This window comes from Fischerella sp. PCC 9605, assembly GCF_000517105.1.
Taxonomy (GTDB): Bacteria; Cyanobacteriota; Cyanobacteriia; order Cyanobacteriales; family Nostocaceae; genus PCC9605.
The window spans coordinates 2750923-2767883 of record NZ_KI912148.1; the positions used below are offsets into that span (position 1 = coordinate 2750923).

Annotated in this window: 11 protein-coding genes; 5 read left to right on the top strand and 6 right to left on the bottom strand. The window is 42.2% G+C overall.

Annotated elements, in window-relative coordinates; translation table 11 throughout:
* Nucleotides 1–254: 254 nt before the first annotated feature.
* The 4 genes from FIS9605_RS0114390 to FIS9605_RS0114400 all read right to left on the bottom strand — a co-directional run bounded on the left by FIS9605_RS0114390 (nt 255) and on the right by FIS9605_RS0114400 (nt 3592).
* A complete protein-coding gene (locus FIS9605_RS0114390; RefSeq protein ID WP_026733217.1) occupies nt 255–2315 on the bottom strand; it encodes a ribonuclease catalytic domain-containing protein in 2061 nt (686 codons plus the stop codon).
* Between the two features lie 267 nt (nt 2316–2582).
* Nucleotides 2583–2798 (bottom strand): 30S ribosomal protein S18, encoded by a 216-nt coding sequence (gene rpsR, locus FIS9605_RS0114395; RefSeq protein ID WP_026733218.1) that lies wholly within the window; start codon nt 2796–2798, stop codon nt 2583–2585.
* Nucleotides 2799–2808: 10 nt separating this feature from the next.
* Complete coding sequence (gene rpmG, locus FIS9605_RS40985; RefSeq protein WP_071589147.1) at nt 2809–3003, bottom strand: 50S ribosomal protein L33; 195 nt, start codon at nt 3001–3003, stop codon at nt 2809–2811.
* Between the two features lie 43 nt (nt 3004–3046).
* Nucleotides 3047–3592 (bottom strand): RDD family protein, encoded by a 546-nt coding sequence (locus FIS9605_RS0114400; protein ID WP_026733219.1) that lies wholly within the window; start codon nt 3590–3592, stop codon nt 3047–3049.
* 332 nt (nt 3593–3924) lie between these two features.
* Between FIS9605_RS0114400 and FIS9605_RS0114405 the strand changes: the two genes are divergently transcribed.
* The 4 genes from FIS9605_RS0114405 to FIS9605_RS0114420 all read left to right on the top strand — a co-directional run bounded on the left by FIS9605_RS0114405 (nt 3925) and on the right by FIS9605_RS0114420 (nt 12145).
* Nucleotides 3925–4317, top strand: a complete 393-nt coding sequence (locus FIS9605_RS0114405; RefSeq protein ID WP_026733220.1) for a DUF2358 domain-containing protein — start codon at nt 3925–3927, stop codon at nt 4315–4317.
* 38 nt (nt 4318–4355) lie between these two features.
* Nucleotides 4356–5543, top strand: a complete 1188-nt coding sequence (locus FIS9605_RS0114410; protein ID WP_026733221.1) for a TRC40/GET3/ArsA family transport-energizing ATPase — start codon at nt 4356–4358, stop codon at nt 5541–5543.
* A 471-nt stretch (nt 5544–6014) separates the two neighbouring features.
* A complete protein-coding gene (locus tag FIS9605_RS37075; RefSeq protein ID WP_035139578.1) occupies nt 6015–8564 on the top strand; it encodes a GAF domain-containing protein in 2550 nt (849 codons plus the stop codon).
* Nucleotides 8565–9391: 827 nt separating this feature from the next.
* The gene (locus FIS9605_RS0114420) at nt 9392–12145 is read left to right on the top strand and encodes a GAF domain-containing protein (RefSeq protein ID WP_026733222.1); all 2754 of its coding nucleotides are present in this window, start codon (nt 9392–9394) and stop codon (nt 12143–12145) included.
* Between the two features lie 174 nt (nt 12146–12319).
* On the opposite strand, the gene dnaN is transcribed toward FIS9605_RS0114420, so the two are convergent.
* The gene (gene dnaN / locus FIS9605_RS0114430; RefSeq protein WP_026733223.1) at nt 12320–13489 is read right to left on the bottom strand and encodes a DNA polymerase III subunit beta; all 1170 of its coding nucleotides are present in this window, start codon (nt 13487–13489) and stop codon (nt 12320–12322) included.
* A gap of 494 nt (nt 13490–13983) precedes the next feature.
* A complete protein-coding gene (gene dnaA, locus FIS9605_RS0114435; protein WP_026733224.1) occupies nt 13984–15366 on the bottom strand; it encodes a chromosomal replication initiator protein DnaA in 1383 nt (460 codons plus the stop codon).
* A gap of 167 nt (nt 15367–15533) precedes the next feature.
* Between dnaA and FIS9605_RS0114440 the strand changes: the two genes are divergently transcribed.
* On the top strand, nt 15534–16829 hold the full coding sequence (locus FIS9605_RS0114440) for an HhoA/HhoB/HtrA family serine endopeptidase (protein ID WP_026733225.1): 1296 nt from the start codon (nt 15534–15536) through the stop codon (nt 16827–16829).
* Nucleotides 16830–16961: the final 132 nt, after the last annotated feature.

The following is a 16961-nucleotide window of genomic DNA, read 5'->3' on the forward strand; positions in this document are numbered from 1 at the left end:
CTTATTTATTCTAAATTCGCTCTCAGGGTGAAGATATCTTTTTAGGGTTGTGATTTTAATATCTAGATTAGCTGATGGGCAGATGAACAATGTTTTTCCTGATTCGACTTGGTGTCTTAGTGCCTTGGTGGTTCAAGAAAATTTATTGTTTCACCACAAAGACACCAAGACACGAAGAAAATTTATTGTTTAGTATTGCACCTTGAAAGGGCTACTGTGGACTCTTGACTATTGACTCTTGGCTCTATTTTAATTTAATTCGCTGCTGCCTGCGCTTCTTGATAAATTACTTCCTGAAACTGAATCACATCCTTTTGCGGATCGGCGTGGGAAACTTTCACCAAAACCTGTTCCCCTAGATTCACAGAACGCCGGAAAGACATCGGTAACTGCAAGCCCAAATCTTCTAAAAGAATTAGTGCTAACCCGCTATCTTCTCTCAACCACATCAGCACTGTTGTATGCCAAATTTTCTCTGGGCTGCGGCGCAGATATTCTAACGCCCAATATCTATTAGTTTGCCGTTCTACCATTGTCACTTCTTGGGTAACGGTGCTGACACTCATCATCACTTCTTTGAGTTGTTCGGCTGAGAACGGTAAAACATCGCCCCGTAAGTGCGCTTTCAGTTGAAAGTGAGTTAGCAAGTCACTGTAGCGGCGAATGGGAGAAGTGGCTTGAGTGTAGGTATCCAAACCCAAACCAGCATGACGCACAGGTGTAATGCTCATTTCGCTCTTGGGCATACAACGGCGCATCGCACAAGCACGCACAAAGCCTGCTGGTAGCTGAATTAACTCCTGTTCAGGGGGTAACTCAGGTTGCGGCTGACCGCGAAAGGGTAGGGGAATGTTATGAATTTGACCGTAACGGGCAGCAACTTCACCGGCTAAGATCATCATCTCGGCTACTAGTTGCCTGGAGGTGGAGTCATCTAAAACATTAATGCTGATATCGTCATTTTTGACTTTAATCATCGCCTCTGGCATGTTAATGCTAATGGCTCCTTGGGCATATCGCCAAGTTTTACGCTTAGTTGCCCATTTGGCGATCGCAGCAATTTCTGGTTCCGCCTCCACGCCTAAATCCAGCATTTCGTCTACATCTTCATAGGTGAGGCGATAAGTGGGTTTAATTAAACTGGCATAAATACTGTAATCTTCTACTGCCCCGGATACATCTAAAATGATCCCAAAGCTGAGGGCACAACAAACTTTCCCCTGTACCAAACTCATTGGTCCAGTAGCCAACAATTCCGGGAACATGGGAACCATTCCCGTGGGTAAATAAACTGTACTACCCCGCTTTCTGGCTTCTAAGTCTAACTCATCTTCAGGCATGAGAAAACGTGTGGGGTCAGCGATATGTACCCATAGCCTTTCTCGCCCATCACCAAGCAACTCCCAACTCAAACCATCGTCTATTTCGGTGGTACTTTCATCATCAATTGTGTAAACCTTGAGATGGGTGAGATCCAGGCGGTTTGTATCTGGGTCAGTGGGTGGTGATTCCAATCGCTGTTGGGCCACTTCTAATACCTTTGTTGGGAATTGAACTGGAATTGACGAACGACGCAAAAATAAGTTTTCATGAGGACTCCACCAACCCAAATCCACTAATAGTTGAAAGGCCCCTTGGGGAGTAGCAGAACGTCCCAGCATGCTCATCGTTTCTTGGACTGGTGCTGGCGGTGGGTAAGCGCGAGCTAGAGAGTCATAATTTAGCCCCACACGCACAGTGTCAGCAAGCAGCGCTGCATATTTTTCCAGGGCTTCCAAACGGTGGCGATCGTGTCTTTGCCACTCGACTGCTTCACCCTTGAGTGCTTGCTCTACACGAGCCAAAAATTCCTGCTGTCCTTTTGCTTTGAGCGCTTCTACTTCTAGTTGGTGTTTGCGTTCCGCTACTTGAGCTGCCGTTCGCGGTTCGTAAGAGTCTCCCTTTTGCTTGAAATAGATTTTGTCTTCTGACAACAAGCAATGGGCTGCATAGCATTGAGGTGGTTCTGATTCTGAAAACAACAAAGTCGCCATTTCTGCTGGCGTTACTGTTTCCCCACCCTCTACCAGTAATTCCCAAGCAACTTCTAAACTCGATGGGTCTAAGTAGGGCTTTACCTCTTCCAGAAAATTGGGAACCTGCGAAGGCTTGTAGGTCTGCCCGTTGACTGTATAGGTAATTTGTCGAGGCGCGAGACTATGAGATTGACCCCGTTCATCGATCACGAACCAACGGGTTTTGCCGTCTGGTTTATCTACTACACCCAGACGGCGATCGCCTTGAAGTCTAAATTCAACTAGCGTCCCCTTCTCCACAAGCCTCGCAATTAATTCAAATTTTAGGTTTTAGATTTTAGATTTTAGATTTAAATAACTGGTATTTAATCCGAAATCCAAAGTTTTTGAATTTAGGAGCCTATTTTACACTCCCTTACTTAAAGATTTTAGATTTTGGACTCACAAACACCAAGTTACTATCTACCTGATGCTTTTTTGGATTGTCTTAAATCCAAAAAATCGGTCTTGAAAAGCTTTGATCGGAGGAAACCTCCGCTCAAACTTTTCGCAAAATCCAAAATCAATTTAACCTTCTGCGTTGATAAACGGCAACAAAGCCAAAATTCGAGCGCGTTTAATCGCTAATGTTAATGCTCGTTGTTGCTGAGACGTAAGTCCAGTAATCCGACGCGGCAATATCTTACCGCGTTCGGTGACAAACTTACGCAACAAATCTACGTCCTTGTAATCTATTGGTTCTCCCGGTTTAATTGGAGACAGACGGCGACGGTAATAACTCATGGTTGTTGACTTACTTTATTTCCTTGTGAACGGTATGTTTGTTGCAGTGGGTGCAGAACTTTTTCAGTTCTAAGCGATTGGTGGTGTTGCGACGATTCTTAGTCGAGGTATAACGCGAAACACCTGGAGAACGCTTGTCTGGATTTGTACGACACTCTGTACACTCCAGTGTCACTATTATCCGGACACCTTTAGCCTTAGCCATAATCTTACAAACAGTTGAGCCTGAAAATAATTAACACAAATTTCTATTTTCTCACATTTCGCCGCACACTTTCAAGAATTCGCTTGACTTTTATGTCTAGCGAATAGCCTCGACGCGACGAAACGATCATAGTCCTAGCATAACGGTCATGCCAAGTTTGCCGTAGCTGAGGATCAGATACGGCAGCACCACAGTCAATTGCTAGGGGAAGTATTAGCAGTATAGCAGTGGGATTGCGGATGATGTTGTTTAGGGCAATAGAAAGCAAAAGCGCACCGACACCAACTATTGACTCTCGCTTCAACAGACTCTGCAAATCTGGAACTCTGCCCCGTTCGACTTCCAGCACTCTCATATCTAGAGCATAACGCCCTAAACTCTGTCCTTGATTATTGTATACAACCACTACTCGCAACACTAGCCAAGCGATCGCAAAAACTAGGATCTGGAGAATTTGGATACCAAGCGCACTGGTTCCTAATAGAGAACTCAGCAACCAGACAATCAAGAAATCAATTCCAAATGCCAAACCTCGTCGCACAAATTCAACTCTAGGATATTGTGGTGGGGGTAATCGTTCAATAGTCATAGAAAATAGATGTTTGTATAAAGATTCAAGGTATGTGTTGTTTTTTATCTACTTCAATATTAAAGGGTTAACCAATGTCACTGTCCTTGCTAGTCGCCTATCTATTCTACTTAGTCTTTGAACGTCCGTTCATGTCTAGTTTCTAGCAAAAGCGTAAAATCAAAGATGCTATCAAAAAGGATAAAAGTTAACTTTAACTAGTAAAAACAAAATATATAGTGCAAAATGTAAATAGGCTAATTTAAATTGCAACCAAAAATCAAAACACCAAACTGTATATTTTGCGATAATCTCAAAATAAAGAGATAATAAAATACAGTTCCATACTAACTATGGATATTATTCAAATCCTCAAAGAGGATTATCAAAGATTTCCAGTCAATCAAACTTACAGCATCTACGCTAAAGACGTTTATTTTCAAGATCCGCTGAACAAATTTTGGGGTATTCGGCGATACAAGCAAATGATTAAATTCATCGAGACTTTCTTTTTAAACCCCAAGATGAACTTGCACGACATCCAAAAAGAGGGAGATACCATTAAAACTCAGTGGACACTTAGCTGGAATACCCCTCTTCCCTGGAAACCGCGCATCTCTATCCCTGGCTGGAGTGAATTACGCCTGAACTCCGATGGCTTGATTGTATCTCACATCGATTACTGGAACTGTTCCCGCCTCGACGTGTTAAAGCAGCATTTTCTGACTAAACAATCGATAATGTAAATAAATGTAAATTCTTCTCAGACAAAACAGAATCATCCATGCGCGTAATTTTGATGACAGGGAAAGGCGGTGTAGGTAAAACTTCCGTAGCAGCCGCCACGGGACTTCGTTGTGCGGAACTTGGCTATCGGACATTAGTGTTGAGTACAGACCCTGCTCACTCTTTGGCAGACAGTTTCGACCTAGAATTGGAACACGCACCCCGAAAAATTCGCTCAAATTTGTGGGGTGCAGAATTAGATGCGCTGCAAGAATTAGAGGGAAACTGGGGTGCTGTCAAACGCTACATTACCCAAGTTTTGCAGGCACGGGGTTTGGACGGAGTACAAGCGGAAGAATTGGCAATATTACCGGGCATGGATGAGATTTTTGGCTTGGTAAGGATGAAACGCCACTACGATGAAGGCGATTTTGATGTTTTGATCATTGATTCTGCTCCTACTGGTACAGCATTGCGACTATTGAGTTTACCAGAAGTCAGCGGTTGGTATATGCGGCGTTTTTACAAACCGTTTCAAAATATTTCAGTTGCCCTTAGACCCCTGGTTGAGCCTCTTTTTAAACCTATCGCTGGTTTTTCTTTGCCAGATAAAGAAGTGATGGATGCGCCTTACGAGTTTTATCAACAAATTGAAGCACTAGAAAAAGTATTGACTGACAACAGTCAAACTTCAGTGCGTCTCATTACTAATCCAGAAAAGATGGTCATTAAAGAATCTTTGCGTGCCCATGCTTATCTGAGTTTGTATAATGTTGCGACAGATTTAGTTGTAGCAAATCGCATCATTCCTGAGGAAGTTCAAGACCCTTTCTTTCAGCGCTGGAAAGATAACCAGCAGCAATATCGTCAGGAAATTCATGAGAACTTTCACCCTTTACCTGTGAAGGAAGTACCTCTTTTTTCTGAAGAAATGTGCGGTTTAACAGCCTTAGAGCACCTTAAAGAAACGCTCTACAAAGATGAAGATCCGACTCAGGTGTATTATAAAGAAACCACAATCAGAGTTGTGCAAGATAAAAATCAATACAGCTTGGAATTGTACTTACCTGGCATTCCGAAAAACCAAATTCAACTGAGTAAATCAGGCGATGAATTAAACATTACTATTGGTAATCATCGCCGCAACTTAGTTTTGCCACAAGCATTGGCAACACTACAACCAGCGGGAGCCAAAATGGATGAAGACTATCTGAAGATCCGCTTTGCTGAGGCTGTGAATACTTAATTTGGTGGGTGGGTATTGCCCACCTCATCAATAAATATCTAAAGTAGCAAGCAAGTAGCAAGCAAGTAGAACAAAATACTATTAATTACACAGTGCTTTGTTAGTTTGGTATTTATTAGTTCCAAACAACGGAGACTCGTTTTACTTAGCTTACCGCAGGAACTAAGCATTAATTAACAGTAATCGCAAGAAATATTTTGCTTGACGCTGAGCCAGCTTGAAAATCACCCAATTATGCAGGAAGCAGAAAGTAGAAAGGTTAAGTATTGTTTCATGCTTCTTGGTGTAAGGACTTCTTGATGATTACTTAAATGACATAGTTGGGACATAACAATTAACAATAATTATGCCCCAATAAAAATTGTATAAATTTTCATATAAATTAAAACCGAACTTAACTGATGTAATTGTATTCTTTGTGAGATTTAATCTTAAATTAACCAAAAGCAATATCTCATTTTATTGGAACATATGCAGGTTATTATCAAGCCAGAAACATTACGACTTCGCATTGCAAACCGCATCCGTCTATCGACAGAATTGCAAGATGTTTTGACAACAACGGTGGCAGAGTTACGCTCGTTTCTTAGAAGCGATCGCGTCAAGATTTACAAATTTCATCCGGATCAAAGCGGTCTAGTCATAGCTGAATCTGTGGATAGCGATAGGTTGCCTTCGCTACTGGGGTTAAATTTTCCAGCAGATGACATTCCACTAGAAGCACGAGAACTGTTTGTCAAGTCACGGGTACGTTCAATTGTGAATCTTGATACTCAACAGATTGGTCGAATTCCCTTGGATGATTTAGAAGATGAAGAAATCTTCTCTGAAGAAAACTATTACCGTCCTGTAGATCCATGTCATGTGGAATACCTGACTGCAATGGGGGTTAAGTCCTCTCTCGTAGTACCCATCATGCATCACGATCAACTTTGGGGACTGCTGGTGTCTCACCACTCGGAATCTCGTTCAATTCCAGAATCAGAACTAGAATTGGTGCAGATGGTGTCCGATCAGCTGTCATTAGCGATCGCCCAAAGTGCCCTGATCGCCCAAGCTAATGAAAAAGCCGCAAGGGAAGCCACGATTAAACGTATCGCTACTCTGCTGCACTCGTTGCCCACGATTGAGTACCAGTCAGCTTTAGCAGAAACCATCACTGCCTTGGGTGGTTCTGGTGGTAGGCTTTGCATCAAAAATCAAGCCTTCATTGAAAGCTTTGCAGACTGCTTGCAAGCTGATAGCGAGCATATTAAAGTTTATGCCTACGGCAAACAACCTGCGATACCAGACCAGGCAAAGTACAAATATATGGAGCAATATAGTGTCTGGCAAGAACGATATAAGTCTGGTAAATACAATATTTGGGCAATTTCAGACATCTATAAAATCCCTGGTTTGCGAAATCTGCAAGTTGCTTTTCGACCAACCAAAATTCGCAGCATTTTGATGATTCCACTCCATTATCGTCAAAAATTGCTGGGATATTTAAGTATCTTTCGGGACGAGTTTGAAACAAAAACCCTTTGGGCAGGAGAGTTTGACCCTGACGGGCGACAACTTTATCCTCGTCTATCATTTGAAGTCTGGCAAGAATCGAAAACAGCACAAGCCCGTGAGTGGAATGTCGAAGAAATAGAACTGGCACGAGAGTTGAGTCAACAATTTGCCTTTGCAATTCATGAAAGCGAGTTATCTCAGCATCATGCACATATGCTCAGTGCCATTGCCAAAAACCAAGCCCAACAAGACACTATCAAGTTAGAACAGTCAATAAAACAACAACAGGCACTTTCGGAGGTTATTGCCAAAATCCGAGACTCTCTCAACATAGAATCTATTTTTCAGACAACAACCAGAGAGGTTTGTCAGTTACTGCAAGCAGATCGGGTGAGTGTTTACCGTTTCAACTCGGATTGGGGTGGTGAATTTGTCGGTGATTTTGAAGCGGCTAACCCAGAGTGGTTACACATATCCAAACTCGGCATCAATACCATTTGGGACGATACTTATTTACAAGAAACACAAGGGGGACGCTACCGCGACAATCAAACATTTGCAGTCGATGACATCTATCAAATGGGATTTGCCCCCTGTCATATCAAGCTTTTGGAACAGTTTCACATCAAAGCCTTTGCGATCGCTCCTATTTTTGTCCGTCAAAAACTTTGGGGTTTGCTAGCAGCTTATCAACACTCAGGGTCTCGCCACTGGAATTTATCTGATATTCAATTCCTAACTCAGACAGCAGCCCAACTTGGAGTGGCACTTCAGCAAGCGGAATTACTCGCACAAACACGACAGCAGGCAGTTGATTTGCAAAAGGCAGCAGAACAACAACAGTTATTGTTTGATGTTGTTGCTAAAATCCGAGCCTCTCTCGATCTAGAGACAATTTTTCAGACAACAACCAGAGAGGTTTGTCAATTACTGCAAGCAGATCGGGTGAGTGTTTATCGTTTCAACTCAGATTGGAGTGGTGAATTTGTTGGTAATTTTGAGGCGGCTAACCTAGAGTGGTCACATATATCCAAACTCGGCATCAATACAGTCTGGGACGATACCTACTTACAACAAACACAAGGGGGACGCTACCGCCATAATGAAACATCTGCTGTTGATGATATTTATCAAATCGGCTTTACTCCCTGTCATATCGAGCTTTTGGAGCAGTTTCACATTAAAGCTTTTGCGATCGCCCCTATCTTTGTCGGTCAAAAACTCTGGGGTTTGCTAGCAGCTTATCAACACTGTGGGCCCCGCCACTGGAATTCGTCTGACATTAAATTCCTGAGTCAGATAGCAGCTCAAATGGGGGTGGCACTTCAGCAAGCGGAATTAGTCGCACAAACACAACAGCAGGCAGCTGATTTGCTAAAGGTACTGGATGAATTGCACGCGACAGGACAACAGAAGCAGTTTTTGTTAAAAGTTGTTGACAAAATGCGGAAAGCCTTGACATTCTCTGGACACGATCGCGATCGCCATGTTGAGGAAAGTTTACCGTACTCTGAAGATTGATGTTTAATTTAATTGAGTCAAATTAGCATGACTGAAATTAAATCTCACTATTAGCATCTACCACCAAAAATTTAGTACTGTACGAGCCTTAGCAATATGACAATCTGCTGAGATAGATATAGAAATAAACGCCAATTTACTCCTTTACAATTTTGGCTTAACTTTCTTAATAGACATAATTACATCAAAGATTTGATTTTCAATCAACTATAAAACTTACCACAAGAATTACTCTTTTGACATCGATAAAAGAACACTAATTTATACAAAATAAACTCCACATAATATTTAAGATACTTGTCGGTACTTTTACTGACGACAAACTTATTCAATAAATTTCAAAATAGTATTTATTTACCAATACAATTCAGTTAGCTGAACTTGATTCTTAAAGATCCCCCTAAATCCACGGCAGGTGCTCATGGGGGGCTGCGGGGTCCCCACGCAGTGGGGTTGGGGGGAGACCCCCTATAAGTGCGCACTGCCTCCCCTTAAAAAGGTGGACTTAGAGAAGATTGTTCCCCCCTTTTTAAGGCTACGGTGTATACACAAGTGATTTAATCACCCCAAATCTCGTTTCGTAGGGGTGTTACCGCGCCAGCGTAACGCACCACCAGAGATTTGCGGTGCGTTGGACTAACGTCCATAACGCACCCTACGAGACTAAAATTTGTTGTGGATAAGCTTTTTCCGACTTGTGTGTACACGGTAGCCTTTTTAAGGGGGGCTAGGGGGGATCTTATACTTTTAAGACATCCTCTAACTGTCTAGTTATTTTCGTCGCACTTGCGCTAATCATTTAGCTGATATTTATCTCACCTAAAGAAATGACCTTATCAGAGGAACCAAACTTGCGGGCAAGTCTTCAGCAAGAAAACTTGTTACGCCGTATTACCAACCGCATTCGTCTATCACTAGAATTGCAAGAAATTCTGACTACAACAGTGGCTGAGATACGCTCATTTCTCATAACAGATCGAGTGATGATTTACAAGTTTCATGCCGATGATAGCGGTCAGGTCATTGCTGAATCTATAAATAACAACAAATTACCTTCGCTGTTGGGGTTAAACTTTCCTGCTGATGACATTCCACCCCATGCCCGTGAATTGTTTATCCAATCGCGGGTGCGCTCAGTTGTTAATGTTGACAGTCAGCAGATTGGTCAAAGTATAGTGCGTGACTTGGAAACAGGTGAGACTATATCAGAGGATATCCGTTACCGTCCTGTAGACCCTTGTCATATAGAGTACCTAATGGCAATGGGGGTAAAGTCCACTATTGTAGTGCCGATTATCTATCAAGAGAAACTTTGGGGGTTATTGGTATCTCACCATTCGCAGTCACGTACGTTTACAGAAGATGAAATCGAAGTAGTGCAGATGGTGGTTGAGCAACTGTCGGTGGCGATCGCTCACAGTAAACTCCTTGCTCAAGCGCGTGCCACAGCCAAACGAGAAGCGATTATTAACCGCGTTGCTTCCCTACTACATTCATTGCCCGCGATCGCATTACAACCAGCTTTAGAAGCCGCTGTTGCTGCCTTTAATGGTTCTGGTGGCAGACTTTGCATTAGAAATGATATCTCTGACTTCCAGAGTAGCAACACAAGGAGCTTAGCAGAATGTTTGATGCCTGGAAGCGATTGTGTCAGGCTTTATATTTGCGGACAACAGCCCATAATACCAGAACAAACAATATATCCATTGCTAGAGCAGTACAGCGTCTGGCAAGAATATTACAAGTCTGGTGAATATGATGTATGGGCAATTTCAGATGTCTATCAAACTCCTGGCTTGCGAAGTTTGCAACCTGCCTTTATGGCAACTAAAATTCGCAGTATGTTGATGATACCGCTCCAGTATCGCCAGCATTTACTAGGTTATTTAAGTATTTTCCGGGATGAAATAGACACAGAAACCCTGTGGGCAGGGCAGTTTGATCCCGATAAACGGCAACTGTATCCTCGTCTATCGTTTGAGGTTTGGCGCGAATCTAAAAAAGCACAAGCTCAGAAATGGATGCTCGCAGAGATTGAATTGGCTAGAGAATTCGGTAAACAATTTGGGTCAGCAATTCAGCAATACGAATTGTATCAACAAGTGCAAGCATTCAATACCAACTTAGAAAAGCAAGTTAAAAAACGCACTTTGCAACTACAACAGGCAACAGAACAACAACACGCTGTGTTTAAAGTCATTGCCAAGATTCGCGAGTCTTTGGATGCCAATACTATTTTTCAAATAACTACTAAAGAAGTTTGTCAATTACTGCGAGCTGAACGTGTTTCTGTTTATCGCTTCAACGCCAATTGGGGTGGTGAATTTGTTGGTGATTTTGAAGCTACTAGTCCCAACTGGTCAAGTGCTGCCAAACTCAGCATTAATCTGGTTTGGAATGACACCTATTTACAAGATACGCAAGGCGGACGCTACCGCAACAATGAAACATTTGCGGTGGATGACATTTATAAAATGGGGTTTGCTCAGTGTCATGTTGATAATCTAGAGCAGTATCAGATTCATGCCTTTATACTTGCTCCTATCTTTGTTGGCGAAAAACTTTGGGGTTTGCTGGCGGCTTATCAACACAGTGGTTCCCGCCACTGGCAAGACTATGAAATTAACTTCCTCACTCAGATTGCTGTCCAACTTGGGGTAGCACTCCAGCAAGCTGAATTACTCAATCAAACCAGGCTACAGACAGAACAACTAGCCGAAGCACTGCAAGATTTACGACAAATGCAAACTCAGTTGATTCAAAGCGAGAAAATGTCCTCACTGGGTCAACTTGTGGCAGGTGTTGCCCACGAAATCAACAATCCCGTAAATTTTATACATGGCAATATCACTTATGTTAGTGAATATGCCAAAGATTTACTTAATATGCTGGCTCTTTACCAGCAATACAGTTACAACCTCAGTCCAGAAATTCGTGAGCGAACAGAAGAAATAGATTTAGATTTTATTGTTGAAGATTTGCCAAAAATGCTGTCTTCCATGCAAATTGGCACTGAACGCATCCGTCAAATTGTCTTATCTTTGCGAAATTTTTCCAGGCTCGACCAAGCAGATATGAAGCCTGTTGATATTCACGAAGGTATCGACAACACGTTACTAATTTTACAGTATCGCTTGAAGGCCAGACCAGAAGGAGGTGCAATTGAGATAGTAAAAAAGTACGGCGATCTCCCCTTGGTTGAGTGCTATGCCGGGCAAATGAATCAAGTTTTCATGAATGTTTTGAGTAATGCGATCGATGCTTTAGAACTGCACAGGCAGTCAATTTCAGAAACTTATATCCCCGTAATCACAATCAAAACTGCTGTTGGTCAAATTTCTGGCAATATTCCTAGTGTAGTCATTAGCATTGCCGACAATGGCCCGGGGATAGCGGAAGATGCTATGAAGCGCATCTTCGATCCCTTTTTCACCACCAAACCAGTAGGTAAAGGTACAGGCTTAGGATTATCTATTAGTTACCAAATTGTTGTGGATAAGCACGGTGGCGTCTTTAAATGTAATTCGCAGCCAAATTTAGGTACAGAATTCTGGATTGAAATTCCGATGCAACAGCAATGATAAAGGTGAACGGCAACAGATTGACTCTAAACGAAGCGCTAAGACTCTGTACGTCCGCTCCACTGCGTTGTTATACTGCTGCTTGCATTTGCCTCAAAATAGCTGCTTGGATTTTGGCATCAAAGTCAGGATCGTCTACGGTCGTGATAATCTTGCGTGGGCGGTCATTTGATTTCAACTCCGGAGTTGTACTGGCATGGCTAAATAGGTCATCTTCAAACCACCCAAGGGTGTGATGATCACTGGGGTAAGGTTTGTATTCATCTGCATAAGAATTTCGGAAGATGGCAATGCTTTTAAGCCTTCCATCAAATATTTGATATTAAAGGCGATATCCATATCTTCTCCTGATATCTGTGCTGGCATTGACTCCATTGCACTGCCTACATCTTGAGATTCCACAGATAAGGTAATTTCTTGAGCATCACTATTAATACTGAGCTTGACAAGATTGTTCTTCTGATCTGTTAATACAGCAATCCGCTCCAAAGAACTCAAAAATTGTCGCCTCTCCAAAGTCAATTCGCGTTGAAATTGTTTGGGAATGAGTAGACGGTAAGCTGGATACTGCCCTTCTAAAGTTCGGCTAGTCAAGCGTTGATTTTGCCATTCAAACACAACTTGACCTTGATCGAAATACAAGGCTACAGGTTCCTCTGATTCAGAACTATGAGCTAACATCCGCTCTAGTTCGCGCAATGCTCTCGCTGGTACTGTCACCTCCAAACTATCTTCGCTCTTTGCATCTGGACTTTCGTTTGTGGTTTCTACCACTGCTAGGCGATGTCCGTCAGTAGCAGCAAATTCCAGAGTGTCTTCTTTAACTGTTAAATGTACGCCAGTGAGTACTTGCTTGGTTTCATCAGCACTGGTAGCAAACAATGAACCTCGCAAACCTTCAATTAATGCAGCAGCACTGAATTGTATGGCTTGAGCATTTTCAATCACGGGTAGTTCGGGAAACTCTTCCCCTCCCATTGCTCGTATCTGATAGCGTCCACTCTTGGGTGTAAGTGTGACAATTAAACCGTTATAGTCTGGCAGATTGTCAGAACCAAGGGATGATTCATCATCTAGAGTAATTTCTCCCTCTGGCAAACGAGAAACTATGTCATTGAGAAGTTTAGCTGGTAGGGCGATCGCTCCTCCTTGTAACACCTCAGCACTAAAACTGGTGCGGATACCCAAACTGAGATCGAACGCCGTAAGACTAACTTGGTTAGTTTCAGCATCAGCTTGCAGTAGCACATTCGCGAGTACTGGATGAGTTGGACGTGAAGGAACAGCACGACTAGTGAGTGAGAGATGAGTACTGAGATTGCTTTGAGTGCAAACTAATTTCATAGTCAGATTCAGCTTGTGTGCTTGGATATGGTAGCACCGATTGGGATTTAGGAGGGATGGGGAGAGTGGGGGAGGAGAAGATAAAGATAGATAGAGAATAACTAACTTGATTTATTTGTTTTGATTTATTACTTAATTTGTTTATTTTTATTTATTCCCTCACTCCCCACTCCCCCACTCTCCCACTCCTCCACTCTTCGATGTGTGGAAATTGTGGAAAATTTGGTATGAATTTAATTAAATTAATAATTTTGTAATTACTTAGCTGTGGAAAACTTGTGGAAAAATCGGTGAATTTTTCCACAAGGTAATTATACTTAAATTAAGTTTTCCACAGAAATTGAGGGAGTTTTCCACAAATGATTATGATTTTTTCCACAATGTAATTTATTCTTAATGTTTTTTTATACTATGCTTAATGATTAATCAGAAATTGTTCTATCTTTAGACAAAATAATTGTGGTGTTAGTTGTGGAAAACAAAAAATCAACCGATCAATGTGATGTATGAGGACGACTGCTCATATTAATGCGATCGCCAAGTTGACGGAGTGTTTGTGCCAAGTTTTGATCCGTTTCTTTTAATTGAGAAATTTTTTCACAACTATACATAACCGTTGTATGGTCTTTACCACCAAACTCTTCTCCAATTCTAGGCAAACTCAAATCTGTATGCTGTCGCATTAAATACATTCCTATCTGACGAGCCCAGCTAATTTCTCGGCGGCGCGAATTACTTTTCAGGTCTTCAATCGTAACATTAAACTCATCAGTTACTATTGTCAAAATTGTTTCTGGAGTTGCTTCTACTTTTTCTTTTGGAGGCTCTAAAACAGGTGTAATATTTTCTACCGTCATAGATAAACCCCAAATAGAAATGTAAGCCAATGCCCGAATTAATGCACCTTCCAGTTCCCGGATATTAGAGGTGTAGTTAGAAGCAATATATTCAATCACATCCCTCGGCAGAGGGATATTTTCATACTCGGCTTTGTTTTGCAGAATTGCCATTCTCGTTTCTAAATCTGGCGGTTGGATATCAGCAATCAAACCCATCGAAAACCGAGAACTAAGGCGTTCTTGTAAGCGAGGAATTTGGTTGGGAGGGCGGTCAGAAGCAATCACCACTTGCTTGCCAGCTTCATGTAAAGTATTAAAAGTATGAAAAAATTCTTCTTGGGTATACTCTTTACCCTCGATAAACTGAATATCATCTACTAAAATCACGTCGGCAGCGCGGTAGTGTTCGCGAAAAGTTTGCATACTATCATTGCGAATGGCAGTAATTAAATCATTCGTAAACTGTTCGGTAGAGACATAGAATATTTTTGAATTCGGACAAATTTCCAAGCGATAGTGTCCGATTGCCTGCATGATGTGAGTTTTACCCAAGCCCACGCCACCGCATAAAAATAAGGGATTAAATTCTCTACCTGGAGATTCGGCAACAGCCAAAGCTGCGGCATGAGCCATGCGATTATTGGCTCCAACTACAAATCGCGAAAATACGTATTTTGGATTTAATTCTGTAGTTTTGAGTCGTTTTCTAGCAGCAGTTTCGGGAATATTGCTTTGAGGTGCCGATGACCAAGAAGTTTCTCGTTCACCTAACTGAGAAATTTCATCACCTTGAGCAACAGTAATATAAATTTCTACTGTATGACCAAGAATATCTTGGACAACATTAGCAATTGTTTTAATGTAATACTTTTGTAGCCAATTGCGAGCAAAGGGGTTGGGAGTACGAATCACCAAGCAATTATTTTCCAAGCTTTCAGCGCTTGCAGTTTTGATCCAAGTTTCAAAGGTAGGACGGGATAGTTCTAGCTGCAAGCGTTCCAGAACCTGACTCCACAGACTATCTATGGGAATTGCCATTATCTACCACCTTTGCTAGTAACCATCAGAAATAATATAAGCAAGCACCAATTTAACATTCAGGCACTCTAGACCAGGAATATGCTTTTAAGTTGTAATCATTGTGTGGACTCCCCCAGTAGGCAATATCCTATCACCCACGGATTCACACGGAGAAGTAAACAAAGATGAAGACAAAAGACTATGACTTGCATTTGAAAGATATTGATAACAACAAATGGGGAGATAGGGAGATGGGGAGAGAACTTCACCCCATCTCCCCATCTCCCCACCACCCCACCACCCTATCGCCCCAAAGGTTTTTATTGATGCTACTAGGTAGTGTAGCAGCAGTGTCCCTTGGAGGTTGCTCTATACCTGTCAATAATTTGAAGACTCCAAAACCTGATGCTCAAGCTCAAAACCCAACTAATGTCCAAGTCCCAATTGCTCCTCCCCCTGTGTTTCAGTCGTCTGGAGATCCTAACTTTGTAGTGAAGGTGGTGCAAAATGTGGGGCCTGCGGTAGTTCGCATTGATGCAGCCAGGACTGTAAGCACGCCAGATGAGTTCGCCGATCCATTTTTCCGACGCTTTTTTGGAGATGAACCATCACAACCCAGACAGCGAGTAGAGCGTGGTAGTGGCTCCGGGTTTATTATTAGTCCCAATGGTCAGATTTTGACTAATTCTCACGTTGTCAATGGTGCTGATATAGTGGCGGTACGGCTGAAAGATGGTCGTACTTTCGACGGACAAGTAGTAGGTGAAGATCCAGTCACAGATGTTGCTGTAGTTACAATTGCCGCCAATAACTTACCAACTATTCCTTTGGGCAATTCTGAGAATTTGCAACCAGGAGAAGCGGTAATTGCGATCGGTAATCCTTTGGGTTTAGACAATACTGTTACTACTGGAATTATCAGTGCCACAGGTCGTTCCGGCAGTGCTATTGGTGCCAGTGACAAGCGCGTTGATTACATTCAAACTGATGCTGCAATTAACCCTGGTAACTCTGGTGGACCTTTGCTAAATCCTCGCGGTGAAGTCATTGGCATGAACACCGCCATCATTCGAGGTGCCCAAGGGTTAGGTTTTGCTATTCCAATTAACACAGCCCAAAGGATCGCCAAGGAATTAATTGCTCAAGGTAGGGTGGATCATCCTTATCTAGGAATTCAAATGGTGACACTAACACCAGAAGTTAAGGAAAGAATAAGTAGATTAGGCCTTAATGTGATGGTAGATCGAGGGGTTTTATTAGTTGATGTGGTTTCCCGTTCCCCCGCAGCGATCGCTGGATTGCGAGAAGGTGATGTTATTCAAAGCATTAACAACCAGCCTGTCACTGATATAGAACAAGTGCAAAAGCTGGTAGAAAACAGTAAAATAGGAATTCCTTTACAATTACAAGTACAACGCAATGGACAAATTGTGCAAGTAGCGGTTAAACCTGCTCCCTTGCCAACTCAGCGTGAAAGCTAATTGCTCAAATGAGTAGATAGTAGATAGTGGTTAGTAGTTAGTAGATAGTAGATAGTAGTTGGTTGTTGGTTGTTAACTACTAACTACTAACCACTAACCACTAACTAATAACCACTAACTAATAACCACTAT

Bases quoted from the DNA above. Each gene is read 5' to 3' on its own strand.
- rpsR (WP_026733218.1), bottom strand. From the start codon at position 2,798: ATGAGTTATTACCGTCGCCGTCTGTCTCCAATTAAACCGGGAGAACCA.
- rpmG (WP_071589147.1), bottom strand. From the start codon at position 3,003: ATGGCTAAGGCTAAAGGTGTCCGGATAATAGTGACACTGGAGTGTACA.
- FIS9605_RS0114400 (WP_026733219.1), bottom strand. From the start codon at position 3,592: ATGACTATTGAACGATTACCCCCACCACAATATCCTAGAGTTGAATTT.
- FIS9605_RS0114405 (WP_026733220.1), top strand. From the start codon at position 3,925: ATGGATATTATTCAAATCCTCAAAGAGGATTATCAAAGATTTCCAGTC.
- FIS9605_RS0114410 (WP_026733221.1), top strand. From the start codon at position 4,356: ATGCGCGTAATTTTGATGACAGGGAAAGGCGGTGTAGGTAAAACTTCC.
- FIS9605_RS37075 (WP_035139578.1), top strand. From the start codon at position 6,015: ATGCAGGTTATTATCAAGCCAGAAACATTACGACTTCGCATTGCAAAC.
- FIS9605_RS0114420 (WP_026733222.1), top strand. From the start codon at position 9,392: ATGACCTTATCAGAGGAACCAAACTTGCGGGCAAGTCTTCAGCAAGAA.
- dnaN (WP_026733223.1), bottom strand. From the start codon at position 13,489: ATGAAATTAGTTTGCACTCAAAGCAATCTCAGTACTCATCTCTCACTC.
- dnaA (WP_026733224.1), bottom strand. From the start codon at position 15,366: ATGGCAATTCCCATAGATAGTCTGTGGAGTCAGGTTCTGGAACGCTTG.
- FIS9605_RS0114440 (WP_026733225.1), top strand. From the start codon at position 15,534: ATGAAGACAAAAGACTATGACTTGCATTTGAAAGATATTGATAACAAC.